Below are 25,555 nucleotides of genomic sequence, written 5' to 3' on the forward strand. Positions count from 1 at the left end.
ACCGGCGAGGCCGACGTCCACGCGTCCCCGCGCCGAGCCCGGACGCCACCACCCACTCCGCCGCCGGAGCGCCACGACTCGTTCACGGACGGCCGAAGCCGAGGTCGGCGCGGAGCCTGGACGACACCGCACGCTCACGGCCAGGACGGCACCGCTCATTCACCGACCGGCGAGGCCGACGTCCACGCGTCCCCGCGCCGAGCCCGGACGCCACCACCCACTCCGCCGCCGGAGCGCCACGACTCGTTCACGGACGGCCGAGGCCGAGGTCCGACAGGACGGCGCAGGCCGCGCGCACGCCCTCGCGGGCCACGGCCGGCGCGCGCTCCACGGCGTGCACGGCGTTGCCGACGGCGAACACACCCGGGCGCGAGGTGCGCCAGGCGCGGTCGACGGCGGGGCCGCGGGTGGCGGGGTCCAGGGCGATGCCGCCACGCCGGGCCAGTTCGTGGTCCGGGACGAAGTCGCCGGTGAACACCACGGTGTCGCAGGGCAGGACCGTCGTACGGCCGTCGCGGTGGCGGACGCGGACGCCGGACAGGCGGCCGTGGCCGAGGAGTTCGCTGACGCTCGTGCCGGTGAGCAGCGGGATGCCCCTGCGGAGCCGGGCGTCGAGGGCGCGGGCGGGCGCGGTCCGTGCGGCGGGCAGGTCGGTGACCATGGCGACGACGCGGGCGCCGGCCGCCCGTAGGGTCGCGGCTGCCGAGTAGGAGACGTCCTCGGCGCCGACGACCACGGCCCGGGTGCCGATCCGCTGACCGTACAGGTGGACCGCCTGCTGGAGTTCGCCCGTGGTGCAGACGCCGGCCGGGCGGGTGCCGGGCACCAGGCGCGCGGTGCGGGGGCGTTCGCGGGCGCCGGTGGCCAGCACGATCGCCCGCGCGGTGATCTCCTCGGGGCCGTGCGGGCCGACCGTCGTCAGGGTCAGCGGTCCCGCCCAGTCCAGGGCGGTCACGCCGGTGCGGACGACCGCTCCGGCGCGTACGGCGGCGGCGGTGAGCAGACGGGCGTACCGGGGGCCGGTCAGCGGGCGGAGCCAGGTGCCGAAGCCGCCGTGCCCGCAGTGCCGTGGCACCCCGCCCGCCCGCCGTTCCCGGTCGAGGACCTCCACCCGGCCCGCCCCGGCGGCGGCCAGCCGGGCGGCGGTGGCGAGCCCGGCGGGGCCCGCGCCCACCACGAGCACGTCGACCTGCCGTACGTCGGTCATGGCCGGGTCTCCTCGAACAGCCGCCGTACCGCGGCCCCGCAGTAGAAGCCCTGGCAGCGGCCCGCCCGGGCGCGGGTGCGACGGCGCAGTCCGTCGAGGGTGCGCGGCGGGATCGTACTGCCGAGGGCGTCGCGGATCTCGCCCTGGGAGACGCGCTCGCAGTGGCAGACGAGGGTGCCGTACAGCGGGTCGGCCGCGATGAGTTCGGGGCGCTGGTAGGGGCGAGGGAAGGCCTCGCCGAGGTTCGGCATGCTCACCGGCTCCAGTTGCCGGGCGGGGCCCGGGGCGAGACCGGTCTCGGTGAGCAGGCCGGTGACATGGGCCGCGATCGCGAGGGACGCCGTCAGGCCGGTGGAGCGGATGCCGCCGACGGTGACGTACGCCTGTCCTGGGTGGGCGCGGATGCGGTAGTCGTCCTGCCCGGTGGCGGCGCGCAGCCCGGCGTAGACGGCGGTGACCTCCTCGGCGAGCAGTTCGGGGAGAATACGGCGGCCCTGGGCGCGCAGGGCGGCGAGTCCGTCGGCGGTGGAGCCGGTGGCCCGTCTGTCGTCCAGGTCCTCGGCAGTGGGGCCGAGCAGGACGTTGCCGTGGACGGTGGGGGCGACGAGGACGCCCTTGCCGAGTGCGGTGGGTACGGGCAGCAGGATGTGGTGGACCAGGGCGCGGGCGAACTTGTCGAAGACGATGAGCTGGCCGCGGCGTGGGGTGACCGTGAAGTCGCGGTGCCCGAGGCGGGCGTCGAGCGTGTCGGCGTGCAGTCCGGCCGCGTTGACCAGCCGGCGGGCCCGCAGGGTGCCCGCGCCGGTCGTCAGCACATGCACGCCCTCGTGCCGGCTCACCTCCTCCACCCGGGTGTCGAGGTGCAGCTCGACTCCGTTCCGGACGGCCTGGGTGGCGTACGCCAGGGTGGTCGTCCAGGGGCAGATGATCGACTCGCCGGGCACGTGCAGGGCGCCGAGCGCGCCGGGGCCGAGGTGGGGTTCGCGCTCGTACAGCTCGGCGGGCCCGAGGATGCGGGTGGTGCGGTGGTCGTTGGCCTCGGCCTTCGCGGCGAGGCGGGGCAGGGCGGCGAGCTGTTCCTCGTCCCAGGCGACGAGCAGGGCGCCGACGGGTTCGACGGGGATGCCGGACTCGGCGGCGTACGCGGCGAGGAGGCGGGCCCCTTCGCGCACCAGCCGTGCCTCCAGCGTGCCGGGGACCGCGTCGAAGCCGGTGTGCAGGATCGCGGTGTTGGCCTTGGAGCTGCCCTGGCCGACGTCGTCCTGCGCCTCGACGAGGGCGACGCGCAGCCGGGGGTACCGGGCGAGTTCGCGGGCGATCGCGCTGCCGACGACACCGGCGCCGACCACCGCCACGTCGTACGGCTCGGTCATGCGGGCGCCTGGTCGAGCAGGGCCGCGACGGCACCGCGGAACGCGGCGAGACGCCCGGCGGCCTCGTCGGCGCCGACGCGGGGTTCGTGGACGGCGGCGGGCTTCCAGTCGGGCAGCGCGTCCGCCACGGACAGTCCCGGCTCCGCGCCGAGCCGGGCCAGCGCGCCGACGCCGAGGGCGGTCGCGTCGGGCAGCGCGGACACCTCCACCGGGCGTTGCAGCAGGTCGGCCTGGGTCTGCATGAGGAGCGCCGAGCGGGTCAGGCCGCCGTCGACGCGCAGGGTCTCCAGCGGCGCGCCGAGGTCCTGCGCCGCCGCGTCGGCGAGGGCGGCGACCTGGGCGGCGATGCCCTCGCACAGGGCGCGGACCAGATGGCCGGGGCCGGTGTCGAGGCCGAGTCCGGTGAGCGAGCCGCGCAGGTCGCCGCGCCACCAGGGGGCGGCGAGACCGGCGAGGGCGGGCACGAAGGTGACCCCGCCGCTGTCGGGGACCGTCGCGCCGACGGTGTCGAGGTCGGCGGCGCCCTTCAGCACGCCGAGGTCGGTGAGCCAGCGGACCGCGGAGGCGGCCGTGTACACCTGCCCGTCGAGGCAGTACCCGGTCTCTCCGACGAGCCGCCAGGCCACACAGCTGACCAGGCCGGAGCCGCCGCGCCGGGGGGTGTCCCCGGTGTGCGCGAGGAGGAACGCGCCGGTGCCGTAGGTGCACTTGGCGCCGCCCGGTCCGGTGATGTGCTGGGCGAGCAGCGCGGCCTGCTGGTCGACGGCCAGGCCGGTGAGCGGGATCTCGGCGCCGAAGGCGGTCGTGGTGCCGACGTGACCGGCGTTGTCGACGACTTCGGGGAGCCGCTCGCCGGACAGGCCGTACAGGTCGAGGGCGCGCGGCGACCACCGGGTGCGGTCGAGGTCGAGGAGCTGGGTGCGGCCTGCGGTGGCGGCGTCGGTGACGTAGGCGCCGGTGAGCCGGTGCACGAGCCAGGTGTCGCTGGTGGTGACGACCCCCTCCCGGGTGAGGTGCCGCCGTATCCAGGCCATCTTCGGCGCGGCGAAGTACGGGTCGAGCGGCAGGCCCGTGAGGTGCTGCAACTCCTCTCCGAACGGCGCGAGTTCGGCGCAGACGGTCGCGGCCCGGCGGTCCTGCCAGACCAGCGCGTCGGTCAGCGGGCGGCCGGTCGCCGGGTCCCAGGCGAGTACGGTCTCGCCCTGGTTGGCCAGACCGAGGGCGACGACGGGTTCACCCGCCTCGGCGAGGGCGCGGCGGCCGGCCTCGACCACCGAGTCGTACAGCTCCGCGGGGTCGACCTCGACCAGGCCGCCGGGCATCGGACGGGGGCGCACGGCGGCGAACCCGGTGCCGAGGACGCCACGTTCGGGACAGATCACCAGGGCCTTGGTGCCGGACGTGCCCTGGTCGACGGCGAGCACCGGACCTGTCATCGAGCCCCCTCCGGCTCCTCAGGCGATCACGTGCGACAGCCTGCCGTCGGCCGCCGCACGGAGTCAAGCGCCACTGACGGTGGCTCAGTTCACATGGTGAACAGGTGACACGTGGAAGCCCGCACGGATCGGCGATCCGTGCGCGGAATGCGGAAGCTCCGCCTCTATAGTGACGGCCGACCGGACGTGACCTTGTCAACCGCCGCTCGGGGGAGCCCTGTTGTTACTCCAGCCAGCCGTTCCCGTCCACCCGCTGAAGGGGACGGGCGGATGATGGCCAGAGACGGAGCACGACCCGCCTACGACCCCGCGGGACCCGACGCCGCGCTGCGCACGGCCCTCCAGGAGATGCGCACCGGACGCTGGATGTCGATGCGCACACTCCTCACCGAGACCTCGTCCTGGTGGCAGTGGACCCAACGCACCCAGGTCCTGGCGGCGGCGGCCGCGGGCACCGACGTGGTGCGGGCCTGGCTCGCCGAGGAACCGGACAGCCTCCCGGCCGTCGTGATGCACGCCCGGGTGGCGGTGGAGCGGGCACTGCGCGCCGCCCGCGGGGACCACCGCCGTACGCAGGAGCTGTGGCACGAGGCCTGGCTGGCCGCCGACACCGCGGCCCGCGCGACCCCGCACGACCCGGTGCCGTGGGTGTGCCTGCTGGCACTGGCCAGGCTGGACGCGGAGCAGCGCTGGGACGAGCACCGCGTCGCGGCACCGGAGCCGATGCTGCCGCCCGGCCCGTGGGGGCTGCTCACGGAGGCCGGCAAGCGCGATCCGTACAACCGCGAGGCCCACCACCGCATGCTCCAGTTCCTGTTCGGGCGGGCCGCCACGGGGCGGCTCGCGGAGGCGGTCGGCTTCGCCCAGTGGGCGGCGGACGGGGCTCCGCCGGGCTCCGCGCTGCACGTCCTGCCGCTGTACGTGCGGGTCGAGCGCTACCGGCGGGCGGGCGGCAACGACGCCGCCCTCGATCTGCACTGGGTCGCCGAGGACGCGACCCGGGAGGCCCGGCGGGCGTTCCACTCCTGGTTCGAGCTCACCACCACCGCCGAGCGCTCCCCGCTCGACCTCAACCACCTCGCCCACGCCCTGTGGGGTGCCCTCCAGTTTCCGGAGGCGGCCCGGGTGTTCGACGCGATCGGCCCGTACTACGCGCCCCTGCCCTGGGCCCACCGCACGACGGACCCGTCCGACCACGCCGGCGCCGTGGACGTCTTCGTCCAGGCCCGCAGCCGCTCGACAGCACATCGCCCCTGATTGTCTCCTTTCGTCTATCCGAAGGACGCGCATGTCCAGCAATGCCCTCCCGCCGCAGGACGAGGAACAGCGCCTGCGCGAACTCGGTTACAAGCCGGTGCTCGCCCGCCGTATGGGCGGTTTCGGCAACTTCGCGATCAGCTTCTCGGTGATCTCGATCCTGTCCGGCTGCATGACCCTGTACGGCTTCGGCATGGGCGCGGGCGGTCCCGCGGTGATGCTGTGGGGCTGGGCCGGGGTCGGTCTGTTCGTGCTGTGCGTGGGTCTCGCGCTGGCGGAGGTGACGAGCGCCTACCCCACGTCCGGCGCGCTGTACTACATGGCCGACCGGCTCGGCGGCCGCCGCTGGGGCTGGTACACGGGCTGGCTGAATCTGCTCGGCCTGCTCGGCGCGATCGCCGGCATCGACTACGGGGCCGCCCTGTTCACGGGCGCCTTCATGAACCTCCAGTGGGGCTTCGCGCCCACGCCGGAGAAGACGATGCTGATCTTCGTGGTGATCCTGCTGCTGCACGCCACGCTGAACCTGTTCGGCGTCCGCCTGGTCAGCGTGCTCAACTCGATCAGCGTGTGGTGGCACCTCGCCGGTGTCGCGCTCATCGTCGGCGCGCTCGCGATCGTCCCCGACCACCACCAGTCGCCGTCCTTCGTCTTCACCGAGTTCGTCAACGAGACCGGCTGGGAGAACCCGGTCTACGTCGCCGCGATCGGCCTGCTCCTCGCGCAGTACACGTTCTCCGGCTACGACGCCTCCGCGCACCTGTCCGAGGAGACCTCCAACGCGTCGGTGTCGGCGGCACGCGGCATCGTCCGGGCCATCTGGGTGTCGTGGATCGCCGGTTTCGTGCTGCTGGCCGGCCTGACCTTCGCCATCCAGGACTACGCCGCGACCCAGGACAGCGCGACCGGGGTGCCGCCCGCCCAGATCCTGCTCGACGGCCTCGGCACGGACGGCGCCGGCGCGCTGCTGCTGGTCGTGATCGTCGCCCAGTTGTTCTGCGGCAACGCCGAGGTCGCCGCGGCCAGCCGGATGGTGTTCGCGTTCAGCCGCGACGGGGCCCTGCCCGGCTCGGAGCTGTGGCGCAAGGTCAGCAGCCGCACCCAGACACCGGTGGCCGCCGTCTGGCTGGCGGTGGGCGTCGCCGCTCTGCTCGCCCTGCCGTCCATGTACTCGGCGACGGCGTACGGGGCGGTCACCGCGATCAACGTCATCGGGATCACGCCCGCCTACGTCATCCCTGTGTACCTGCGGCTGCGCGCCGGGGACCGGTTCCAGCCGGGGCCGTGGCACCTCGGCCGGTGGAGCAGGCCGATCGGCTGGATCGCCGTCGTGTGGGTGGCCTGCGTCACCGTCCTGTTCTGTCTGCCGCAGTCCTCGCCGGTGACGGTCGACACGATGAACTACGCGTCCGTCGCCCTCGTCGTCGTACTCGTCCTCGCCACCGCGTGGTGGTACGTCGCCCGCCGTTCGTACGGAACACCGACCACCGCCGCGTACGGATCGGACCGTGAACAGGCGGAAATGGCCGAGGGAATCGTCTGATCCACGCGGTCCGGCCACCGCTCCAGGTACGAACTGGCGTGCCGGATACGGCAGGATGAGCGATCGCGCCGCCCCGTCACAGGGGGACGGGCGCGATCGCACATCCCGTCTTCGAGCAGGTGACAACGTGACGCGACTTCACATCCGGTATGCCGCAGATTGTTTCCCGGGAGGTGACCGATGACCCGCGCGCTGACCCTGGACGACCTGATGCTCGCCGGGATCGCCCTCGTGGCCGGTCTGCTGGGCGCGTTCCTGCTGCGCATGCTGCTGCGCTGGCTGGGCAAGCACGCCCTGCGGACCCGCTGGGGCGGCGACGACGTCATCGTGGACGCCCTGCGGACCGTGGTGCCGTGGGGGGCGATCGTGGGCGGCGCGGCGGCCGCCGGAGGGGTGCTGCCGCTGACCCGGACGGTCCAGCACCACGTCAACCAGTCCTTGACGGTGCTGTTCATCCTCGTCGTGTCGGTGTCCGCGGCACGGGCGGTCGCCGCCCTGGTGCGTTCGGTCGCCCAGTCCCGCTCCGGGGTCGCGGCCTCAGCGTCGATCTTCGTGAACATCACCCGGGTCGTGGTGCTGGCGATCGGCTTCCTGGTGATGCTCCAGACGCTGGGCATCTCCATAGCGCCGCTGCTGACCGCCCTCGGCGTCGGCGGTCTGGCCGTCGCCCTCGCCCTGCAGGACACCCTCGCGAACCTCTTCGCGGGCATCCACATCCTCGCCTCCAAGACCGTCCAGCCCGGCGACTACATCCGGCTGAGCAGCGGCGAGGAGGGCTATGTCACCGACATCAACTGGCGGCAGACCACCATCCGCAACCTCTCCAACAACCTGGTCATCATCCCCAACGGGCAGCTCGCGGGGACGAACATGACCAACTACAACCGCCCCGAGGAGCAGTTGACGATCCTGCTCCAGGCGGGCGTGGCGTACGACAGCGACCTGGAGCAGGTCGAGCGGGTGACCATGGAGGTCATCGCCGAGGTGATGACCGAGATCGACGGCGCCGTCCCGGACCACGAGCCGGCGGTCCGCTTCCACACCTTCGGCGACTCCAGGATCGGGTTCACGATCATCCTGGGCGTCGGCGAGTTCAGCGACCAGTACCGGATCAAGCACGAGTTCATCAAGAGACTGCACAAGCGGTACCGGGCCGAGGGCATCCGCATTCCGGCCCCGGCGCGCAGGGTGTCGCTGGAGCACGGCCCGGTGGCGATACCGCAGCAGCGGGGCGCCGGGGAGACGGAGGACGTGGCGGCCCTCCGCATCGACTGAGCGGCCGACCGTCCAAGGGTCGCCGGGCGTCCGCGTCACGCCCGGTGACCTGCCGCTTCCGAAAGGGCGGGCAGGCGGATGCCCTCGATCGCGCGGACCCCTGTCGAGTGGGGCCCCGGCACGAGATATCTTGATGTCGAGCAATGTTGCAGACGTGGAGCGGAGCACCCGGTGACTGACTCGACCATCATCTATACGCACACTGACGAGGCCCCGGCCCTGGCGACGTATTCCTTCCTGCCGGTGGTCCGGGCATACGCCTCGCAGGCGGGTGTCGCCGTGGAGACGCGGGACATCTCGCTGGCCGGCCGCATCATCGCGGTGTTCCCGGAGTACCTCACCGAGGACCAGCGCATCCCGGACGCCCTGTCCGAGCTGGGCGAGCTGGCCAAGACGCCCGCGGCCAACATCATCAAGCTGCCGAACATCTCGGCGTCCATCCCGCAGCTGAAGGCCGCGGTCGCGGAGCTCCAGGGCCAGGGATACGCGCTGCCGGACTACCCGGACGACCCGAAGACCGACGAGGAGCGCGAGATCCGCGCCCGCTACGACAAGATCAAGGGCTCCGCGGTCAACCCGGTCCTGCGTGAGGGCAACTCCGACCGCCGCGCCCCCGCCTCGGTCAAGAACTACGCCAAGACCCACCCGCACCGCATGGGCGCCTGGACCGGCGAGTCCAAGACCAACGTGGCGACGATGGGCGTGGACGACTTCCGCTCCACCGAGAAGTCCGTCGTGATCGCCGAGGACGGCACCCTGCGGATCGAGCTCAAGGGCGACGACGGCTCCACCACCGTCCTGCGCGAGTCCGTACCGGTCCTCGCCGGCGAGGTGGTCGACGCCTCCGTGATGCGCGTCGGCGCGCTGCGCGAGTTCCTGACCGCGCAGGTCGCCAGGGCCAAGGCGGAGGGCGTGCTGTTCTCCGTGCACCTGAAGGCCACGATGATGAAGGTCTCCGACCCGATCATCTTCGGTCACGTGGTGCGCGCCTTCTTCCCGAAGACCTTCGCCCAGTACGGCGACAAGCTCGCGGCGGCCGGCCTCACCCCGAACGACGGCCTCGGCGGCATCTACAAGGGCCTGGAGGCCCTGCCCGAGGGCGCCGAGATCAAGGCGTCCTTCGACGCCGAGCTCGCCGAGGGCCCGGAGCTGGCGATGGTCGACTCCGACAAGGGCATCACCAACCTGCACGTGCCGTCCGACGTCATCGTCGACGCGTCCATGCCGGCGATGATCCGCACCTCCGGCCGCATGTGGGGCCCGGACGGCCAGGAGGCCGACACCCTCGCGGTGCTCCCGGACTCCTCGTACTCCGGCGTCTACCAGGTTGTGATCGACGACTGCCGCGCCAACGGCGCCTACGACCCCTCGACGATGGGCTCCGTCCCGAACGTCGGCCTCATGGCGCAGAAGGCCGAGGAGTACGGCAGCCACGACAAGACCTTCGAGATCCCCACCACGGGCACGGTCCGCCTGGTCGACCAGAACGGCGACGCCGTCATCGAGCAGACCGTCTCCGCCGGTGACATCTTCCGCGCCTGCCAGACCAAGGACGCCCCGATCAAGGACTGGGTGAAGCTGGCCGTCACCCGCGCCCGCGCCACCGGCGACCCGGCGGTGTTCTGGCTGGACGCCACCCGCGCCCACGACGCCAACCTCATCGAGAAGGTCGACGCCTACCTGGCCGAGCACGACACCGAGGGACTGGACATCCGCGTCCTGGCCCCGGTCGAGGCCACCAAGCTGTCGGTGGAGCGCATCCGCCGGGGCGAGAACACCATCTCGGTCACCGGCAACGTGCTGCGCGACTACCTGACCGACCTCTTCCCGATCCTGGAGCTGGGCACCAGCGCCAAGATGCTGTCGGTCGTCCCGCTGATGGCGGGCGGCGGCCTGTTCGAGACGGGCGCCGGCGGCTCCGCGCCGAAGCACGTCCAGCAGCTGGTCAAGGAGAACTACCTGCGCTGGGACTCGCTCGGCGAGTTCTTCGCGCTGGTCCCGTCCCTGGAGCAGTACGCGAAGGTCACCGGCAACGCCCGCGCCCAGGTCCTCGCGGACACCCTGGACCGGGCCACGGCGACCTTCCTGAACGAGGACAAGTCCCCGACCCGTCGCGTCGGCGGCATCGACAACCGCGGCAGCCACTTCTTCCTGTCCCTGTACTGGGCGCAGGAGCTGGCGAAGCAGACCGACGACGCCGAGCTGGCCAAGGCCTTCGCGCCGCTCGCCGAGACGCTCGCCACGAACGAGCAGAAGATCGTGGACGAGCTGATCGCCGCGCAGGGCAAGCCCGCCGAGATCGGCGGCTACTACCAGCCCGACCCGGCCAAGGCCGCGACGGTCATGCGGCCGTCGGCCACCTGGAACGAGGTGCTCGGCTCCCTGAGCTGACGCCCCGGCCCGAAGGGCCGCCCGTCTCCGCCTCCGCCCCGACCGGTGCACCGTCCGGCCGGGGCGGAGCCGTGTGCGGGGACGATGTGGCACCTTGATCGTGCCGCTTGCCACCGACCACCCCGGAGCCGCCCGTGACCAGCCACACGCCGTCGTCCTACGAGCTGCTGCCCGGGGCCGGTGACTCACCCGTGATCCTGCATGTGCCGCACTCCGCGCGGGAGATACCCGGGGAGGTGCGGGAGGGGATCGTGCTGGGGGACGCCGCGCTGGAGCGGGAGCTGGACCACATCACGGACGCGCACACCGGGCGGATCGCGCGGGAGGCGGCCGGCTCCGCCGGGGTCAGGCCCTGGCGGTTCGTCAATCGGCTGTCGCGGCTGGTCGTGGACCCGGAGCGGTTTCCTGACGAGCGGGAGGAGATGCTCGCCGTCGGGATGGGCGCCGTCTACACGAGGACCACGCGCCGGGATGTGCTGCGGGACGCGGGCTTCGATCCCGGGCCGCTCGTCGAGCGGTTCTTCCGGCCCTATGCCCGGGCGATGGCCGACGCCGTCGCCGGGCGGCTGACCGCGACCGGACGGGCCGTGATCATCGACGTGCACTCGTATCCGAGCGTCCGGCTGCCCTACGAGCTCCACGGGCAGGGGCCGCGGCCCGCCGTCTGTCTCGGGACCGATTCCTTCCACACCCCGGCCGCGCTGCTCGCCGCGGCCCGGGCGGCGTTCGCGCAGGTCGGGGAGATCGGCCTCGACAGTCCGTTCAGGGGGACGTACGTGCCCCTGGGGTACTACGGGACCGAGCCCCGGGTGTCCGCGCTGATGGTGGAGATCCGCCGCGACACCTACATGACCGAGCCCGGCGGACCGGCCGGCCCCGGGCTGCCCCGGCTCGCCTCCGCGCTGGCCCGCCTGGTCGACGGCCTCTCCCGCTGACCACCCGATGGGGTACCCCCGCGCGACAGGGGGCACCCCGGCGGTGACGGTGGGTGCATGACGGAGGAGATCACCGCGCCGACCGGGCGGCAACGGCCCCCGGTCCGGGAGTGGCCGGCACGGGAACTCGACGGCGTCCGCTTCGACCCGGTCCTGGCCGACCTCATGGCCGAGGGCCCCCTGACCCGCGTCCGGCTCCCGTACGGTCGGGGATGGGCCTGGCTGGCCACCCGCCACGAGGACGTGAGGGCGATCACCCACGACCCGCGCTTCGGCCGCGCCGAGCTGACCCGTCGCGAGGTCACCCGGATGGCCCCGCACTTCGCACCCAGGGCCGGCTCCCTCGCCTTCGCCGACCAGCCCGACCACAATCGGCTGCGCGGGGCGGTCGCGAGCGCCTTCACCGTCGGCGCGATGCAGCGGCTGCGGCCGCGCGCGCAGGAGCTGCTCGACGAGCTGGTGGACGACGTCGTACGGGAGGGGCCGCCTGCGGATCTGGTCGGGCGGGTGCTCGAACCGTTCCCGATCGCCGTGATCAGCGAGGTGATGGGCGTGCCCGCCGAGGACCGCGAGCGGGTGCACGCCTGGACCCGGCGGATCATCTCCACCTCGGGCGGCGCCGAGGCCGCGGAGCGGGCCAAGGAGGGGCTCTACGGATGGATCACCGGGACCGTCCGCGCCCGCGGTCGAGGCGCCGGGGCGGACGTGTACTCGCTGCTCGCCACCGCCGTGGCCCGCGGGGAGATCGAGGAGGCGGAGGCGATCGGCCTCGCCGGGCCGCTCCAGATCGGCGGCGAGGCCGTGACCCACAACTGCGGTCAGATCCTGTACCTGCTGCTCACCCGCCCCGAACTGATGCGGCGGATGCGGGAAGACCGTCCGAAGGCCCGCGGCCTCCTCCTGGACGAGCTGCTGCGCTACGTCCCGCACCGCAGCTCCGTGGGCCTGGCCCGGATCGCCCTGGAGGACGTCGAGCTGCACGGCACGCGCATCCATGCCGGCGAGGCGGTCTACGTCTCCTACCTGGCGGCCAACCGCGACCCGGACGTCTTCCCCGAGCCGCACCGCATCGACGGCGGACGCGACCCCAACCCGCACCTGTCCTTCGGCAGCGGGCCGCACCACTGCACCGGCGCCGTCCTCGCGCGGACGCAGACCGAGCTGCTCATCGGCACTCTCCTGGAACGGCTGCCCGGGCTACGGCTCGCCGTCCCCGCGCAGGACGTCTCCTGGCGGCGCCAGACCATGCTCCGGGGCCCGCTGGACCTGCCCTGCACCTGGTGAGGGGCCGGTCCAGCGGATCACGCCGGACGTCCTCCACGTGGCCGTGAGCGCCCGTGTCCCCTCAAGCCCGCAGCCACTCCGTCACGACCACGTCCCCGCCCGCCCGCAACCGCAGCGCGAAGGGACCGGAGGGCGCCACGTCACCGGTGAAGCGGCCCATGGCGTCGGCGGTGAGCGTGTCCGGCGCGGCCGGCTGCGGGCCGCCCAGCACCTCGATCCGGGCCGGCTGCGGCGGCAGCACCTGCCCCATCAGCCCCTGGGCGGTCACCTCCACGTCGACGGTCAGGTCACCGCTGCGGAAGGTCAGCATCCGCGGTGCGTCCGTCACCCCCCGGACGGGGATGGCGTCGACCAGCGAGTCGAAGGTCAGCTCGGCCAGCCGGGCGTCCATGTCGTGCAGTGCGAAGGCGTCGACGGCGATCCGGCGCAGCTCGGCCGGCACCGGGTCCAGGACGGCGGCTGCGCCACGGAGCTCCTCCTCCAGCCGACCGCCGTCGAACTCGTCCTCGTGCAGGGCGCCGTCGAAGTCGTCCTCGTGCAGGGCGCCGTCGTTCTCCTCGAAGCCGTTTTCGTCGGTGGCGTTCATGATGCTCCCCGTGCGTCGAGTCGGGCCCGCAGACGGCGCAGACAGCGCTGGCGCAGCGGCCCGATGCTGCCGACGGCGATCCCCAGGGCGGCGGACACCTCCTGGTAGCTGGGCGGCGGCGAGGCCATCAGGACCCGCAGCAACTGCCGGCAGCGCTCCCCCAGTTCCTCGAACTCCTGCCACAGCCGCCGGATGCGCTCGCTCTCGGCGGCCGCCTCCTCCGAGTCGATCACCGTCTGCTCGGGCGTGCGGTCCTCGCTGACCCGGTCCAGCAGCTGCGGATCGTCGGTCGGTGTCATCCGGCGCAGGCTCTTGAGCACCTTCAGGCTCTCGTGGCGCGCGGTGCTCGCGAGCCACGCCCCCGCCTTCTGCGGTTCCCGGATGCGGCCCAGGTGCTGGGCGAAGCGGAACCAGACGGTCTGGTAGACCTCGTGGGCGTCGGCGTCGGAGAGCCGGTGGGCGCGCACCACCGACCACACCAGTGGGCTCAGCCCCTCCACCAGCGCCTTCCATGCCGCCGCGTCGCCGTCGACGGCGGACTGGACGAGCGCGCCGACATCTGCACGGTCCACGGCCCCACCCCTCGTGTACGGCAAGTCATCGTACGCCGTGGCGGGGACCGTCAGCGCACTCATGCCCCAGGACCGGCGGTCCCGACCGGCCCGGGGCGCCAGGTCGGCGGGAGCAGTGCCGGCACGATCGCGCCGCGCACCTCCGCGAACTCGGTGTTGGCCGTCAGCAGTTGCTGCCGGGCGGCGCGCGGGTCGGTCTCCTTGTGGGCGACCATGTGCGAGGCGATCAGGCCGGCCACGACAGGGGTGGCGAAGGAGGTGCCGCTCCAGTTCGCAAGCCCCTCGAACATCACCTGGTCCGGCTCGCCCGGGTCGGCCTGTCCGCCGCTGAGCACCCCGGTGTGCCGGGGGGACTGGCAGGTGCAGGCGTAGCCGAAGCCGTAGCGGCAGGACTCGTACGTGGAGTGCTGGTAGACGTAGGGGACGGGCTTGGTGAAGCCGGTGAGGGCGCTGGTGAGGCGCTCGCCGGGGGCGTAGACCTTCACCCAGCCGCCGTGGTTGCTGAAGCAGGCGCCGAACTCGCCGTCGCTGCGCAGCGCTCCGACCGACAGCACGGAGCTCGTGTACTCCGGCAGGTCGGCGTAGGCGGCGGGCCAGAACGGGGTGGCGCTGCCGTTGTTGCCGGCGGCGGCGACGAGCAGGGTGCGTCGAGTGCGCAGTTCCTCCATGAAGGCCTGCACGCCGAGCAGTCCGTCGGCGCGGCCGTTGGAGGTGCCTGCGGACAGGCTGATGATGTCGGGCCAGCCGTTGTCGTCGACGGCCTCGAAGAGCTTGTCGCCGAACTCGGACTCCAGGATGGCGCCCGCGTCGTTCAGGCTGTTGCGCACGGTGAGTTCGGTGTTGGGCGCGACGGCGGCGACGAGCCCGCCGATGAACGTGCCGTGCCCGACGTACTGCTGGAGGACGCCGTCGTCGTCGCACTCCTGGATCTGGAAGTCGCCCTGGGCGCGGGCCAGCAACGGGTAGGAGCGGTAGTCCTGCATCAGCCCGGTGTCGATCACCAGCACGCCGACGGCGGTCTCCGGGTCGTAGAGGCCCTCGGCGGGCGCCGGGTTGGGCTGCTCGGTGGGCTGGGCGGGCACGGGCTCGTCGCCGGGGCAGGCGTTGACCGCGATGTGCACCACGTGGTTGCGGCTGACCAGCCTGCGGCCCGCGCGCCCCTCCGCGGTGCGCAGCGCGCGCAGGGCGCTCGCGACGTCACGATCGCCGCGGCGGTCGCCCTGTCCGGGGTCGCCGACCTGGATACGGGTGATTCCGGAGCGGTTGGTCTCGGGGCCCGCCCGGCGCACGCTCTCCCCGACGAGGCCGGTGGTCTCGATGAAGTGGGCGCGCACGGTGTCCTCGACCATGCGGGCCTCCTCGCCGTCCCGGGCGAGCACGACCCCTTTCTCGTACATGAACTCGGCGGAGTCGTCCGGGCCCATCGCCAGGGGGACGTCCGGCATCGAGCGCTGGATCTGGTCGAACTGCTCGCGGAATCGCTGTGGTGCCATGGCGTGTCCTCCCACTGGGGCGTTGCGTCGACAACTAGAGCAGACGAGCCGCTGATTGATACAGAGACAAACCTGTGTGGCATGGTTCCGGGGCCACTACCATCCGAGGGGTGACAGCGGGAAGCGACACGGTTCTCGAACTGCTGCCGATGGTGTTCGCCGCTCCGAACGACGCACTGGCAGGGGCGGAACGGGTGCTCGACACCGATCCGTCGCCGCTGCACGCCTCGGTCGCCCATCAGGTGATCGGCATCTGGCAGCGGGACTTCGGCGATCTGCGGATCGCCCTGGACCATCTGCGCCGCGCCCGCGATCTGGCGGCGCGCGCGGAGTCGGCCGAGCGGGAGGCGGACGTCCTCGGCACGCTCGGCGTGGCGCTGGTGCACGCGGGCCGCACGCGACAGGGGCTCGCCGCGTTCGAGCGTGGCGTGCTGCGCGGTTCGGGGCACACGCGCGCGCGGGTGCTGTATCGCCGGGCCTATGTGTGGTGGGTGCTGGGCCATCACCGGGAGGCGCTGGAGGACGTACGCCGGGCGATTCCCGTGCTGCGGCAGGCGGACGACGTGATCTGGACGGCGCGGGCGCTGACGCTGCGGGCGACCGTGCATCTGGCGCTGGGCTCGGTGGACCGCGCCGACGCCGACTTCACGGCCGCCGAGCGGCTGTGGGACACCACCGGGCAGGAGCACGACAAGGCCGACGCGGTGGAGAGCCGGGGCCTGGCCGCGTTCCGGTCGGGTGACATCCCGGCGGCGCTGCGGCTGTTGGACGAGGCGCAGGAGCGGTACGCCAAGCTCGGCACGCCCTCGTTCATGCTCGACATCCGGCGCTGCGAGGTGCTGATGGCGGCCGGGCTGGCCAAGGAGGCGCTGACCGAGGCTGACGCGGCGACAGGCGTGCTGGACGGCATCGGCGGCCAGTCGACCCGTAAGGCGGAGCTGCTGCTCGTCGCCGCCCGCGCGGCCCGGCTGGCCGGTGATCCGCACACGGCGATCGCCCGGGCGGCGCTGGCCGTACGGCTGTTCGCGGCGCAGCGGCGCACCTGGTGGGAGACGCACGCCCGGCTGGTGCTGATCGAGGCCCGGGTGGCCGCCGGGCGCCGCTCGGGCCGGCTGGTCGCGGACGCGGCCGCGGTGGCCGACCGGCTGGCCGCGTTCGGGGCGCCGGCCGCGCCGGAGGCGTCGCTGCTCGCGGGCCGGATCGCGCTGGGCCTGGGCTGGCGCGCGGACGCGGAACGGCATCTCGCGGTCGCCGCCCGCAGCAGGCACACGGGGCCCTCGCCCGCGCGGATGACGGGCTGGGCGGCGCAGGCCCTGCGCGCGCGTGCCGCCGGTTCGAGCCGCGGGGTGCTGGAGGCCTGCCGGCGGGGGCTCGACGTGCTGGACGACCACCGGATGACGCTCGGCGCCTCGGAGTTGCGGGCGCGCGCCACCGAGCAGGGCGCGGAGCTGGCCGCGCTGGCGCAGCAGGCCAGCCTCGCCGCCGGGGGCCCGCGACGGCTGCTGATGTGGAGCGAGCGGTGGCGGGCGACGGTGCTGTCCGCGCCGCCCACCCGGCCGCCGGCCGACCCCGCGCTGGTGCGCTCGCTGACGGCGTTCCGGGAGATCGCCGCGCGCGCGGAGGCCGCCCGCATGGAGGGCCGTCCGGTGCCGGCGCTGGAGCGTGAGCAGCGGCGCCTGGAGCGGGAGGTACGCTCGCGGACCCTGCACATGCGGGGCGACTCGCCCGGCGACGGGGACCGCTTCGACGTGGGCCGGCTGCTGGCGCGGCTGGAGGGGACGCGGCTGGTGGAACTCGCCGTGCTCGACGGGCGCGTGCATGTGCTGCTGTGCGCCGAGGGACGGGTGCGGCGGTACGAGGCGGGGCTGCTCGCGGAGGCGGAGGCCGAGGCCGAGTACGTACAGGCCGGGCTGCGGCGGCTCGCCCATCCTGGCGCGGAGGGCCGGCTGCCGGTGGTGGAGGCGGCGGGGCGGCGGCTGGAGGAGCTGCTGCTCGGGCCGGCCGCCGCACATCTGGGGCCCGGACCGGTCGTGGTGGTGCCGCCGGCCCGCCTGCACCGGGTGCCGTGGGCGCTGCTGCCGTCGCTGCGGGAGCGGGTGGTCAGCGTGTCGCCGTCGGCCGGCAGCTGGCTGCGGGCCCGGGAGACCGAGCCGCCGCCGGGCGGGCGGCACGTGCTGGTCCGCGGGCCGGGGCTGGCGACGGGAGGCGCGGAGGTGCCCGAGGTCGCTGACCGGTACGGCAGGCCGACCGTCCTGGAGCACGACGAGGCCCGCGTCCCGCGGGTGCTGGAGGAACTCGACGGGGCGGCACTCGCCCATATCGCCGCGCACGGCACCTTCCGCGCGGACAGCCCCCTGTTCTCCGCGCTGCGGATGGCCGACGGGCCGCTCATCGTGCACGACTTCGAACGCCTGGACCGCAGCCCGTACCGCATCATCCTCTCCAGCTGCGACACCGCCCGCCTCGCGTCGGTCGGCGCCGACGAACTGCTCGGCCTGGTCACCGCGTTGCTCCCGCTGGGCACGGCGGGCGTCGTCGCGAGCAGCGCGCCCGTCAACGACGCCGCCGTCGTCCCCCTGATGCTCGCCCTCCACAAGGGCCTCGCCACCGGTCTCTCCCTGGCCGAGGCCCTCCGCGACGCCCGGGCCGCGCTGCCGGACGACACCGTCCACCAGGCGACGGGATGGGCGTTCACGGCGTTCGGGGCGGCCTGACGCGTTCGGGCGCTCAGGCCGCCCCGAGCCGTCCCGTGCGGCTACGCGGGCTGCGCGGCCGGCAGTTCCACCAGCCAGGGCAGGGCCGCCCGGTCGCCGGTGCCGAGGCGGGCGTAGGCGCTGTAGAGGTGGTTGCCGACCGTGCGGACGGAGAGGGTGAGCTGTGCGGCGATCTCGCGGTTGCTGAGGCCGGCCGCGGCGAGGGTGACGATCTGGCGTTGACGGGCGGTGAGTTCGCCGAGGGCGAGGCCGGACAGGGCCGGGGTGCGGGCGCCCTGGCAGCGCCGGGCCAGGGCTACGGCGCGGGTGCGTGAGGTGCGGGCGGCGCGCGGGACGCGGTGCGCCCGTACCGCCTGGGCGTGCGCCTCGGCGGCGAACAGCAGGAACCCCCGCTCCTCCAGCCGTTCGGCCGCCCGGTCCAGGGCGGGCCCGTCGCCCCGGGCGAGCGCGTCGGCGTGCTCGGCGAAGACGCCCCGCAGGCGGCCGGCGGCTTGCTCCGGCGCACCGAGGCGTACGGCGTCGTAGGCGCTGTCCGCGACGGCCGCCGCCAGCGCCCGGTCGAGGTCGCCGCGCGCCGCCGCCGTCCAGACGGCCACGGCACCGCTCAGCTCGGACTCCTCTGCGGCGGGCACCTCGGACCTCCCCACGGCGGGCACCTCGCCCGACTGGGCTGTGGCGAGGGCGAGTTCGGCGCGGCAGGGGCCGTCGCCGGCCGCGCCGCGCAGCCCCTCCCTGGCCCACGCCCCGGCTTCCCGCAGCTCGCCGCGCAGCCGCGCGAGCCGCGCCCGTACGGCGGCGTACCCGGGCGGCACCGAGAGGCCCTCGGCCACGAGCCACTCCCCCACGGGCGTGGCCGGCGACCTTACGTCGGCCCGCTCGACGTGCCGCAGCAGCGCGGCCTGTTCCGCGGCGAGGGCGGCGTCGCACCGGTCCGGGGTGCCCGCCAGGCGCCGGGTGCGCAGCTTGCCGGCCGTGGCGCGCAGGGTCGGGCCGAGCAGGGGGTGGGACAGATGGACGGCGCCCTCGTCGTCGATGTGGATCAGGGCGTCGTGTTCGAGCCCTTCGAGGATGCCGAGGTCGAGGGCGTCCATGGGCAGCGGGAGGGGTTCGGCGAAGGCGAGGCGGTCGAGGGTCTCGCGCTCGTCGGGGGCCGTGCGGTCCAGGGCGGGGGCGATCCGGTCGAGGACCGTCGCGGTGACCGGCGCCGGCCCGCGCCACTCCCGCTCGTCCGTGCCCTCGACACGGGTGAACCGGCCGCTGTCGCGCAACGCGCCGACCAGGTCGCGCAGGAGGCGCAGGTCACCCTGGCACAGGCGGTACAGCCGGTTCGCGGTGAGCGGCTCCAGCGGGGCGCGGGCGCCCGCGGTGAGCAGTTGCGGCGTCTCCTCGGCGGGCAGTGGTTCCAGGGCGAGCCGGGGCAGCAGTTCGCCGGTCCACAGGCGGGACACCGCCGCGGGCACGGGCGCGCCGTCGGTGACGACGACCAGCAGGCGGGTGCGGCCGTGCACGGCGAGCTGGTGGACCAGGGCGGCGGAGGCGTCGTCGAGCAGATGGGCGTCGTCCACCAGCAGCAGCCGGGTGGCGGAGAGCAGTTGCACCGCCCGGTGCAGGGTGACCCGCTCGGGCAGATGCGTGGCGAACGCGGCGAAGGGGATCTGGCGGGTCTCGGGCGTCCCGGCGGCCCTGGCGCAGTCGGCGCCCCGGACGGCCTCGGTGGCCAGGCGGGTCTTGCCGCACCCGGCGGGCCCGGTCACCACGATGCCGTGCCGGCCGGCGGTCAACGAGCGGCGCACGAGTTCGAGCTCGTCCTCCCGTCCGGTGAACGGCCAGGGCAACTCCACGGTCTTCGCGTCCTGTTCGTAAGTCGTCACGTCAACATGAGTGCCACTACTCAGTCCTGATACAGGGCGACTTGAGTAGCCCCCGACTCAGGCGCCCCGGGTGCGTCCGACGGCAGTCTGTGCGCATGCCCGGACGCTACTGCTCCCTCGTGCAGGCGTCGGCCCCCGTCTTCCAGCCGGGGCTGACCGCCGAGCGGCTCAGTGCGCTCGCCGGCGGACGCCGGATGTGGGTCAACGGCACCGTGCTGCACTACTACTTCTTCGCCGGCGACGCCGACGGCTCCGTGATCCCCGTGCCGGGGACCGCGGAGACACGGCGGGTGTCGTGGGGCGGCGCCAAGGAGCAGCAGGACGTCGTCCGCGAGTGCCTGGCGGAGTGGCAGGGTCTGGGCATCGGCCTGACCTTCACCGAGGTCGACGACCGGACGGAGGCCGAACTGCGGATCGGCTTCCAGCCGGGCGACGGCTCGTGGTCGACCGTGGGCAAGGACGCGCTGCGGGCCGGCCGGGGCGAACGCACGATGAACTTCGGCTGGGACCTGACCGAGCCCGGGGAGCGCGGGACGGCGCTGCACGAGATCGGGCACGCGCTCGGGATGCTGCACGAGCACCAGAGCCCGTTCGCCGGTATCCACTGGGACGACGAGGCCGTCTACGACGAACTGGCGGGCCCGCCGAACTTCTGGAACCGCGACCGGACGTTCCTCAACATCCTGCGCAAGCTCGACCCGGACGAGGTCAACGGCTCCGTCTGGGACCCGCACTCGATCATGGAGTATCCGTTCCCGTCGGGGCTGATCCTGGAGCCCGAGCAGTTCCGCGCAGGGCTGAACCCGCCCGGCACGCTCTCCACCCTCGACAAGGAGTTCGTACTCCGCTGGTACCCGCCGTCCGGCCCCGCGCGGCCGCCCGCGCTGGTGCCGTTCCGTTCGGCGCCGCTCGGTCTGGGACCGGGCGAGCAGGCGGACTTCGTCGTCGAGCCACCGGAGACCCGCACGTACACCGTGGGCACCTTCGGCGACAGCGACACCGTCGTCGTGGTCTTCGAGGAGCGGGACGGCGAACCCCGCTACCTGGCCGGACAGGACGACGGAGGCACCCCCGGCAACGCCACTGTCCGGGCCCGGCTCGTCAAGGGCCGCCGCTACTTCGTCCGTGTGCGCCTGTACTCCTCGTGGGGTCCGGGCGAGACGGCGGTCATGTGCTGGTGACCGCACAGCCCCACACGGACGCCTGGACCACAGTCCGGCACCGGGGGAGCGGTCGGGGTCCGTCACCTTCGGGGGAGGGTGACGGGCTCCGACCACGCCACACCCTGGGCGGACGTACTCATCCCCGGTCGAAAAGCGCCACCCGGGCCTCGGCGCACCCAGGACGGGTACTCCGGTACGGACACAGTCCCGTACCCGAGGAGATCCCATGCGTTCGCCCCGGCAGACCGCCGGTCTGTACACCCACGGAGACATCGCCCTGCTGCTCGCCGGGGGCTACGCCACGCTCGTCGTCGGCGTCGCCGCCTGGCTGGGCGCGCTGGTCGCGGCGGGTGACCCCGGCTTCGGCGGGATCTGGCTCATCGCCCTGACGCTGCCCGTGTCGATCCCCCTGCTGGCGATACCCGCGTCGCCCGAGGCGTCCGTCCTGCTGCTGACCGCCGGAGGCCTGGCCCAGGCCTGGGTGCTGTGGCGGCTGCTGCGCGGCAGGCGCACCGCGTGACGCACGAAGGGCCTTCGCCGGCTCCCACCGGCGAAGGCCCTCTTCGCACCGTCGGGACGACAGGATTTGAACCTGCGACCCCTTGACCCCCAGTCAAGTGCGCTACCAAGCTGCGCCACGTCCCGGTGCGTCGGCACCCGGAGATCCGGGTGAACACGCAGGTAAACCCTACCCCATACGGCGCGAGGGCTCGTTCACGCGCCGGGTGCCCCGGCTTCATCCGGCGGGGTGCCGTTCTCCGGCAAAGGCGGTAGGGGCGGGGGCGCTACTCGCCGGCGTCCTGCTGCTCCGCGCCCGTGTAGAACGCGGTGGTCCGGTCCGCCGCCTCGCGTGCCGCCGCCTCGGCCTCGCCGGACGCCACGCTCGCCGCGTACCACCCCTCGCTGCTGAGGGTCACGAACCGGACGCCCTCCTCCGTCAGCGACCAGGCTTCCGCCTGTGCGGGGTCGGCGGCGGGCGCACCGGACAGGTGGCGGGCGAGGCCCATGACGGCCAGGTCCCAGCCGACGCCGACCGCGCCGGGCCCGAACTGCGCCCACCGCTCGTCGTCGACGTGGGCGATGTGCTCCAGCGACCGGATCGGCCTGGGGCTCGCCGTGACCTTGGAGTTCCTGGGGCCGCTGGTCATCGCCCTGGCCGCCGCCCGGCGCCGGCTGGACGCGTGCTGTGCGCTGATCGCGGCGGCGGGCGTGGTGGTCCTGATGCGCCCTCAGCCGTCGGCCGACCACGTCGGAATGGGCTTCGGCCTGCTGGCGCCGGCTGCTGGGCGTCGTACATCCTGCTCAACCGCACCGTCGGCAGGCGGCTGCCCGGCGCGCAGGGGTCCGCGGCGGCGGCCGGGGTGTCCGCGCTGCTGTTCCTGCCGGTGGGCGTGGTGGTGGCGCTCCGCCGACCGCGCAGGCGCTGGCGTGTGCCGTGGTGGCCGGGGTGCTCGCGTCCGCGGTGCCCTACCTGGCCGACATGTTCACCCTGCGCCGCGTGCCGGCCCAGACGTTCGGGCTGTTCATGAGCGTCAATCCGGTGCTCGCGACGGTGGTCGGCCGGGTGGTCCTCGGTCAGGGGCTCGGCGTGGTGGAGTGGTCGGGGATCGGTGCGGTCGTGGTGGCCAACGCGCTCAGCATGCTGGTACGGCGGTGACTCCGTCGTCCCAGGTACGTCCGCGACCGGGTTCCGCGCCCGCGACGAACTGTCCGCCCGCGGGCGCCGATACCGCACACCCTGTCGGCACCGGGTGGGCGTTCCCCCTGGTTAGGGTCGCTCCATGGACCCCAGTTTCGCTCTCCACATCCCCGACGCCGAGCTCGAACCGGAGCCGCTCGACCCCGCGCAGATCGTCTCCGGGACGCCCGAGGTGACCGGGAAGGTGGTCTGGGAGTCGCTGGACGGGCGTCGGATCCGTGGCGTCTGGCAGATCACGCCGGGTGTCGTCACCGACACCGAGGCCGACGAGCTGTTCGTGGTCATCAGCGGCTCGGCGACGATCGAGGTCGCGGACGGGCCCACCCTGCGCGTCGGCCCCGGCGACATGGCGGTGCTGCGCGCGGGCGACCGCACGACGTGGACGGTGCACGAGACCCTGCGCAAGGCGTACGCGATCGATCTGTAGGTGCCGCCTCAGCCGCCCACCGCGCCCGTTGTGCCGCGTACCTCCAGCGTCGGCGCCGCGAGCTGGAGCCGCCCCTCTCCCCCGGATGTCTCCAGCCGGTCGAGCAGGCAGCGTGCGGCGCGGCGGCCGACCTCGTGGCCGGCGTTGTCGACCGTGGTCAGCCACAGATGGCGCAGCCGGGAGATGCTGGTGTTGTCGTAGCCGGTCACGGAGAGGTCGCCCGGCACGCTCAGACCCAGGTCCTCGGCCGCGGAGAGGGCGCCGACGGCGGCGATGTCGTTGACGGCGAGGACGGCGGTGGGCCGGCCGGATCGGACGAGCAGCCGGACGGCGGCGCGGTGGCCGCCCTCCTCGGTCTGGTCGCAGGGCTCGACCACGGCGTCCCCGGCGAGGCCGTGCTCCCGCATCGTCGCCTCGAAGCTCCGCCGGCGCAGCTCGCCGACCGCGCCGTATCCGGCGAGGTGCGCGATCCGCCGGTGCCCGAGCCCGATGAGGTGCTCGGTGAGCAGACGTGTGCCGTGCTCGTCGTCACCGGCGACGACGTCGACGCCGGGCGGCGCCGGTTCGCGGGCGCCCGCGACGACGACCGGGATCCGGGCGGCGACCGTGCCGAGCGCGGCCGGGTCGGGCAGGGTGCCCACGACGACCAGGCCGTCGGCCCCGAGGTCCAGGAAGGGCCCCGTGAGGTCGTCGCCGACACGCCGGTTGAGGCGGGCGTCGGCGAGCAGCATGTGCAGGCCGGCCGTGTGCAGCAGCGAGTTCAGGCCGTCGAGCAGATCGACGAACCAGGGGTTGCGCAGGTCGTCCAGGAGGACGCCGACGACGGGTGTCCCCCCGGTGGAGTGAAGCCCCGGCCGGGGAAGGGTGCGCCGTTCGCTGAGGCTGCGGGCGGCGGCGTTCGGCCGGTAGCCCAGCTCGCGCACCGCCCGCAGCACCGCCTCGCGCTTCTCCGGGCGGACCTGGCCGGAGCCGCGCAGCACCAGGGAGACCAGCGACTTGGAGACACCGGCGCGCTCGGCCACGTCGCGGATGGTCGGCGGTCTTCGCATGGGATGGACCGTTCCATGGGCCGCGCCGGGTTGTCAAAGGAGTTGACAGCAGGCAGAGTGGCCGCTGATCGTGGGCCGAGCAGGGATGGACCGGTCCAAAGAGGGGCGCTGTCATGGTGAGCACGCTCGGTGTCGCCGTCGTCGGGTTCGGCTGGATGGGCCGGGTGCACACCCAGGCGTACGCCCGCCTGCCGCACCACTATCCGGACCTCGCCCTGCGTCCGGAGCTGGTGACCGTCGCCGAGGAGGTGCCGGGCCGGGCCGAACAGGCCGCCGCGCAGTTCGGGTTCGCCTCGGCGACCCGCGACTGGCGCGAGGTGGCCGCCGACCCGCGGGTGCGGGCGGTCAGCATCACCGCGCCGAACTTCCTGCACCGCGAGATCGGCGTGGCGATGGCCGAGGCCGGCAAGCACATCTGGATCGAGAAGCCGGTGGGCCTCACGGCCGGGGACGCCCGCGCGGTCGCCGCGGCGGTGGCCGCGGCCGGGGTCCAGGGCGCGGTCGGCTTCAACTACCGCAACGCGCCTGCCGTGGAGACCGCCCGCGAGCTGATCGCCACCGGTGAGCTGGGCACGGTCACCCATGCCCGGATCCGGCTGTTCAGCGACTACGCGGCCCATCCCGAGGGCGCCCTGACCTGGCGTTACGAGCGGGAGCGCGGCGGCAGCGGAGTGCTGGGCGACCTGGCCTCGCACGGGGCGGACCTGGCCCGTTTCCTGCTCGGCGACATCGCGGCGCTCACCGCCGACACGGCGATCTTCGTCCCGGAGCGGGCCCGCCCCACCGGCGCCACCGCCGGCCACTCCCGTGCCACCGGCGGCGCACTCGGCCCGGTCGAGAACGAGGACTACGTGAACTGCCTGTTGCGCTTCGCCTCCGGTGCCCGGGGCGTCCTGGAGGCCTGCCGGGTCTCGGTCGGCGAACAGAACAACTACGGCTTCGAGGTGCACGGCACCAGGGGCGCGGTGTTCTGGGACTTCCGGCGCATGAACGAGCTGGCGATCAGCCGGGGCACCGCCTATCAGGACCAGCCGGTGAGCACGGTGTACGTCGGCCCGGGGCAGGGCGAGTTCGCCGCCTTCCAGCCGGGTGCCGCCAACGCCATGGGCTACGACGACCTGAAGGTCGTCGAGGCGTACCGCTTCCTGCGCTCGATCGCCGAGGGGACCCCGTACGGGGCCACGCTGCCGGACGCCGTGCGCAGTGCCGCGGTGCTGGACGCGATGGCGCGGTCCGCCGGGAGCGGTGCCTGGGTGGCCGTCGACGCGGCCGGCTGAGCG

At 73.8% G+C, this 25,555-nt stretch carries 19 protein-coding genes, 1 tRNA gene and 2 pseudogenes; 12 read left to right on the plus strand and 10 right to left on the minus strand.

Translation table 11 applies throughout. The features are described from left to right. Nucleotides 1–265 precede the first annotated feature (265 nt). The 3 genes and pseudogenes from ACFV6X_RS24885 to ACFV6X_RS24895 all read right to left on the minus strand — a co-directional run. Nucleotides 266–1,207: pseudogene (locus ACFV6X_RS24885) on the minus strand (FAD-dependent oxidoreductase); the annotation flags it as partial. Next, nucleotides 1,204–2,580, minus strand: a complete 1,377-nt coding sequence (locus ACFV6X_RS24890; RefSeq protein ID WP_385386893.1) for an FAD-dependent oxidoreductase — start codon at nt 2,578–2,580, stop codon at nt 1,204–1,206. The gene ACFV6X_RS24890 and the pseudogene ACFV6X_RS24885, both read right to left, overlap by 4 nt. Beyond that, nucleotides 2,577–4,016, minus strand: coding sequence for an FGGY family carbohydrate kinase (locus ACFV6X_RS24895; RefSeq protein WP_385386895.1), 1,440 nt, complete (start codon nt 4,014–4,016; stop codon nt 2,577–2,579). The genes ACFV6X_RS24890 and ACFV6X_RS24895 overlap by 4 nt, the downstream gene beginning before the upstream one ends. A gap of 273 nt (nt 4,017–4,289) precedes the next feature. Here ACFV6X_RS24895 and ACFV6X_RS24900 point away from each other — a divergent pair, with 273 nt between their 5' ends. From ACFV6X_RS24900 to ACFV6X_RS24925, 6 genes are all read left to right on the plus strand, one after another. Further along, nucleotides 4,290–5,273 (plus strand): hypothetical protein, encoded by a 984-nt coding sequence (locus ACFV6X_RS24900; RefSeq protein ID WP_385387050.1) that lies wholly within the window; start codon nt 4,290–4,292, stop codon nt 5,271–5,273. A 31-nt stretch (nt 5,274–5,304) separates the two neighbouring features. Then, complete coding sequence (locus ACFV6X_RS24905; protein ID WP_385386897.1) at nt 5,305–6,816, plus strand: amino acid permease; 1,512 nt, start codon at nt 5,305–5,307, stop codon at nt 6,814–6,816. Between the two features lie 180 nt (nt 6,817–6,996). Beyond that, the gene (locus ACFV6X_RS24910; RefSeq protein ID WP_385386899.1) at nt 6,997–8,091 is read left to right on the plus strand and encodes a mechanosensitive ion channel family protein; all 1,095 of its coding nucleotides are present in this window, start codon (nt 6,997–6,999) and stop codon (nt 8,089–8,091) included. A 171-nt stretch (nt 8,092–8,262) separates the two neighbouring features. Next, nucleotides 8,263–10,482 carry an NADP-dependent isocitrate dehydrogenase gene (locus tag ACFV6X_RS24915; RefSeq protein WP_385386901.1) on the plus strand — a complete coding sequence of 740 codons (2,220 nt, stop codon included), beginning with the start codon at nt 8,263–8,265 and terminating at the stop codon, nt 10,480–10,482. 134 nt (nt 10,483–10,616) lie between these two features. Next, complete coding sequence (locus ACFV6X_RS24920) at nt 10,617–11,417, plus strand: N-formylglutamate amidohydrolase (protein WP_385386903.1); 801 nt, start codon at nt 10,617–10,619, stop codon at nt 11,415–11,417. A gap of 57 nt (nt 11,418–11,474) precedes the next feature. Next, nucleotides 11,475–12,701: a cytochrome P450 gene (locus ACFV6X_RS24925; protein ID WP_385386905.1), complete on the plus strand. Its 1,227-nt coding sequence runs from the start codon at nt 11,475–11,477 to the stop codon at nt 12,699–12,701. Between the two features lie 61 nt (nt 12,702–12,762). On the opposite strand, the gene ACFV6X_RS24930 is transcribed toward ACFV6X_RS24925, so the two are convergent. Genes ACFV6X_RS24930 through ACFV6X_RS24940 form a run of 3 tightly spaced genes read right to left on the minus strand, consistent with a single transcriptional unit; the run spans nt 12,763 to nt 15,352 of the window. Next, nucleotides 12,763–13,287, minus strand: coding sequence for a hypothetical protein (locus ACFV6X_RS24930; RefSeq protein WP_385386907.1), 525 nt, complete (start codon nt 13,285–13,287; stop codon nt 12,763–12,765). After that, nucleotides 13,284–13,859 (minus strand): sigma-70 family RNA polymerase sigma factor, encoded by a 576-nt coding sequence (locus ACFV6X_RS24935; protein ID WP_365447255.1) that lies wholly within the window; start codon nt 13,857–13,859, stop codon nt 13,284–13,286. Before ACFV6X_RS24935 ends, ACFV6X_RS24930 begins: the two co-directional genes overlap by 4 nt. Nucleotides 13,860–13,918: 59 nt before the next feature. Then, nucleotides 13,919–15,352 carry a S8/S53 family peptidase gene (locus ACFV6X_RS24940; protein WP_385386909.1) on the minus strand — a complete coding sequence of 478 codons (1,434 nt, stop codon included), beginning with the start codon at nt 15,350–15,352 and terminating at the stop codon, nt 13,919–13,921. Nucleotides 15,353–15,462: 110 nt separating this feature from the next. On the opposite strand from ACFV6X_RS24940, the gene ACFV6X_RS24945 reads away from it, so the two are divergent. Next, nucleotides 15,463–18,066: a CHAT domain-containing protein gene (locus ACFV6X_RS24945; protein ID WP_385386911.1), complete on the plus strand. Its 2,604-nt coding sequence runs from the start codon at nt 15,463–15,465 to the stop codon at nt 18,064–18,066. A gap of 41 nt (nt 18,067–18,107) precedes the next feature. On the opposite strand, the gene ACFV6X_RS24950 is transcribed toward ACFV6X_RS24945, so the two are convergent. Then, nucleotides 18,108–19,937: a LuxR C-terminal-related transcriptional regulator gene (locus tag ACFV6X_RS24950; RefSeq protein ID WP_385386913.1), complete on the minus strand. Its 1,830-nt coding sequence runs from the start codon at nt 19,935–19,937 to the stop codon at nt 18,108–18,110. Between the two features lie 95 nt (nt 19,938–20,032). Here ACFV6X_RS24950 and ACFV6X_RS24955 point away from each other — a divergent pair, with 95 nt between their 5' ends. Next, nucleotides 20,033–21,118 (plus strand): M12 family metallopeptidase, encoded by a 1,086-nt coding sequence (locus tag ACFV6X_RS24955; protein WP_385386915.1) that lies wholly within the window; start codon nt 20,033–20,035, stop codon nt 21,116–21,118. Between the two features lie 208 nt (nt 21,119–21,326). Beyond that, nucleotides 21,327–21,620 carry an SCO4225 family membrane protein gene (locus tag ACFV6X_RS24960; protein ID WP_385386917.1) on the plus strand — a complete coding sequence of 98 codons (294 nt, stop codon included), beginning with the start codon at nt 21,327–21,329 and terminating at the stop codon, nt 21,618–21,620. A 51-nt stretch (nt 21,621–21,671) separates the two neighbouring features. Here ACFV6X_RS24960 and ACFV6X_RS24965 read toward each other — a convergent pair. Together ACFV6X_RS24965 and ACFV6X_RS24970 are read right to left on the minus strand one after the other, a co-directional pair. Beyond that, nucleotides 21,672–21,745 (minus strand) — tRNA-Pro (locus tag ACFV6X_RS24965). A gap of 140 nt (nt 21,746–21,885) precedes the next feature. Beyond that, nucleotides 21,886–22,248 carry a hypothetical protein gene (locus ACFV6X_RS24970; RefSeq protein WP_385387062.1) on the minus strand — a complete coding sequence of 121 codons (363 nt, stop codon included), beginning with the start codon at nt 22,246–22,248 and terminating at the stop codon, nt 21,886–21,888. Between ACFV6X_RS24970 and ACFV6X_RS24975 the strand changes: the two are divergent. Together ACFV6X_RS24975 and ACFV6X_RS24980 are read left to right on the plus strand one after the other, a co-directional pair. Beyond that, nucleotides 22,193–22,757 (plus strand): annotated as a pseudogene (locus tag ACFV6X_RS24975) (DMT family transporter); the annotation flags it as partial. The gene ACFV6X_RS24970 and the pseudogene ACFV6X_RS24975 sit on opposite strands and share 56 nt — an antisense overlap. Nucleotides 22,758–22,881: 124 nt before the next feature. Beyond that, nucleotides 22,882–23,226 (plus strand): cupin domain-containing protein, encoded by a 345-nt coding sequence (locus ACFV6X_RS24980; RefSeq protein WP_385386919.1) that lies wholly within the window; start codon nt 22,882–22,884, stop codon nt 23,224–23,226. 8 nt (nt 23,227–23,234) lie between these two features. Here ACFV6X_RS24980 and ACFV6X_RS24985 read toward each other — a convergent pair whose 3' ends face one another. Further along, entirely contained in the window at nt 23,235–24,275 is a 1,041-nt protein-coding gene (locus ACFV6X_RS24985) for a LacI family DNA-binding transcriptional regulator (RefSeq protein WP_385386921.1), read from the minus strand. Nucleotides 24,276–24,388: 113 nt separating this feature from the next. Here ACFV6X_RS24985 and ACFV6X_RS24990 point away from each other — a divergent pair, with 113 nt between their 5' ends. Beyond that, nucleotides 24,389–25,552, plus strand: a complete 1,164-nt coding sequence (locus tag ACFV6X_RS24990; RefSeq protein WP_385386923.1) for a Gfo/Idh/MocA family protein — start codon at nt 24,389–24,391, stop codon at nt 25,550–25,552. Nucleotides 25,553–25,555: the final 3 nt, after the last annotated feature.

The organism is Streptomyces sp. NPDC059861, from assembly GCF_042731435.1.
Classification (GTDB): domain Bacteria; phylum Actinomycetota; class Actinomycetes; order Streptomycetales; family Streptomycetaceae; genus Streptomyces.

Bases quoted from the DNA above. Each gene is read 5' to 3' on its own strand.
- ACFV6X_RS24890 (WP_385386893.1), bottom strand. From the start codon at position 2,580: ATGACCGAGCCGTACGACGTGGCGGTGGTCGGCGCCGGTGTCGTCGGC.
- ACFV6X_RS24895 (WP_385386895.1), bottom strand. From the start codon at position 4,016: ATGACAGGTCCGGTGCTCGCCGTCGACCAGGGCACGTCCGGCACCAAG.
- ACFV6X_RS24900 (WP_385387050.1), top strand. From the start codon at position 4,290: ATGGCCAGAGACGGAGCACGACCCGCCTACGACCCCGCGGGACCCGAC.
- ACFV6X_RS24905 (WP_385386897.1), top strand. From the start codon at position 5,305: ATGTCCAGCAATGCCCTCCCGCCGCAGGACGAGGAACAGCGCCTGCGC.
- ACFV6X_RS24910 (WP_385386899.1), top strand. From the start codon at position 6,997: ATGACCCGCGCGCTGACCCTGGACGACCTGATGCTCGCCGGGATCGCC.
- ACFV6X_RS24925 (WP_385386905.1), top strand. From the start codon at position 11,475: ATGACGGAGGAGATCACCGCGCCGACCGGGCGGCAACGGCCCCCGGTC.
- ACFV6X_RS24930 (WP_385386907.1), bottom strand. From the start codon at position 13,287: ATGAACGCCACCGACGAAAACGGCTTCGAGGAGAACGACGGCGCCCTG.
- ACFV6X_RS24940 (WP_385386909.1), bottom strand. From the start codon at position 15,352: ATGGCACCACAGCGATTCCGCGAGCAGTTCGACCAGATCCAGCGCTCG.
- ACFV6X_RS24955 (WP_385386915.1), top strand. From the start codon at position 20,033: ATGCCCGGACGCTACTGCTCCCTCGTGCAGGCGTCGGCCCCCGTCTTC.
- ACFV6X_RS24960 (WP_385386917.1), top strand. From the start codon at position 21,327: ATGCGTTCGCCCCGGCAGACCGCCGGTCTGTACACCCACGGAGACATC.
- ACFV6X_RS24970 (WP_385387062.1), bottom strand. From the start codon at position 22,248: ATGACCAGCGGCCCCAGGAACTCCAAGGTCACGGCGAGCCCCAGGCCG.
- ACFV6X_RS24980 (WP_385386919.1), top strand. From the start codon at position 22,882: ATGGACCCCAGTTTCGCTCTCCACATCCCCGACGCCGAGCTCGAACCG.
- ACFV6X_RS24985 (WP_385386921.1), bottom strand. From the start codon at position 24,275: ATGCGAAGACCGCCGACCATCCGCGACGTGGCCGAGCGCGCCGGTGTC.
- ACFV6X_RS24990 (WP_385386923.1), top strand. From the start codon at position 24,389: ATGGTGAGCACGCTCGGTGTCGCCGTCGTCGGGTTCGGCTGGATGGGC.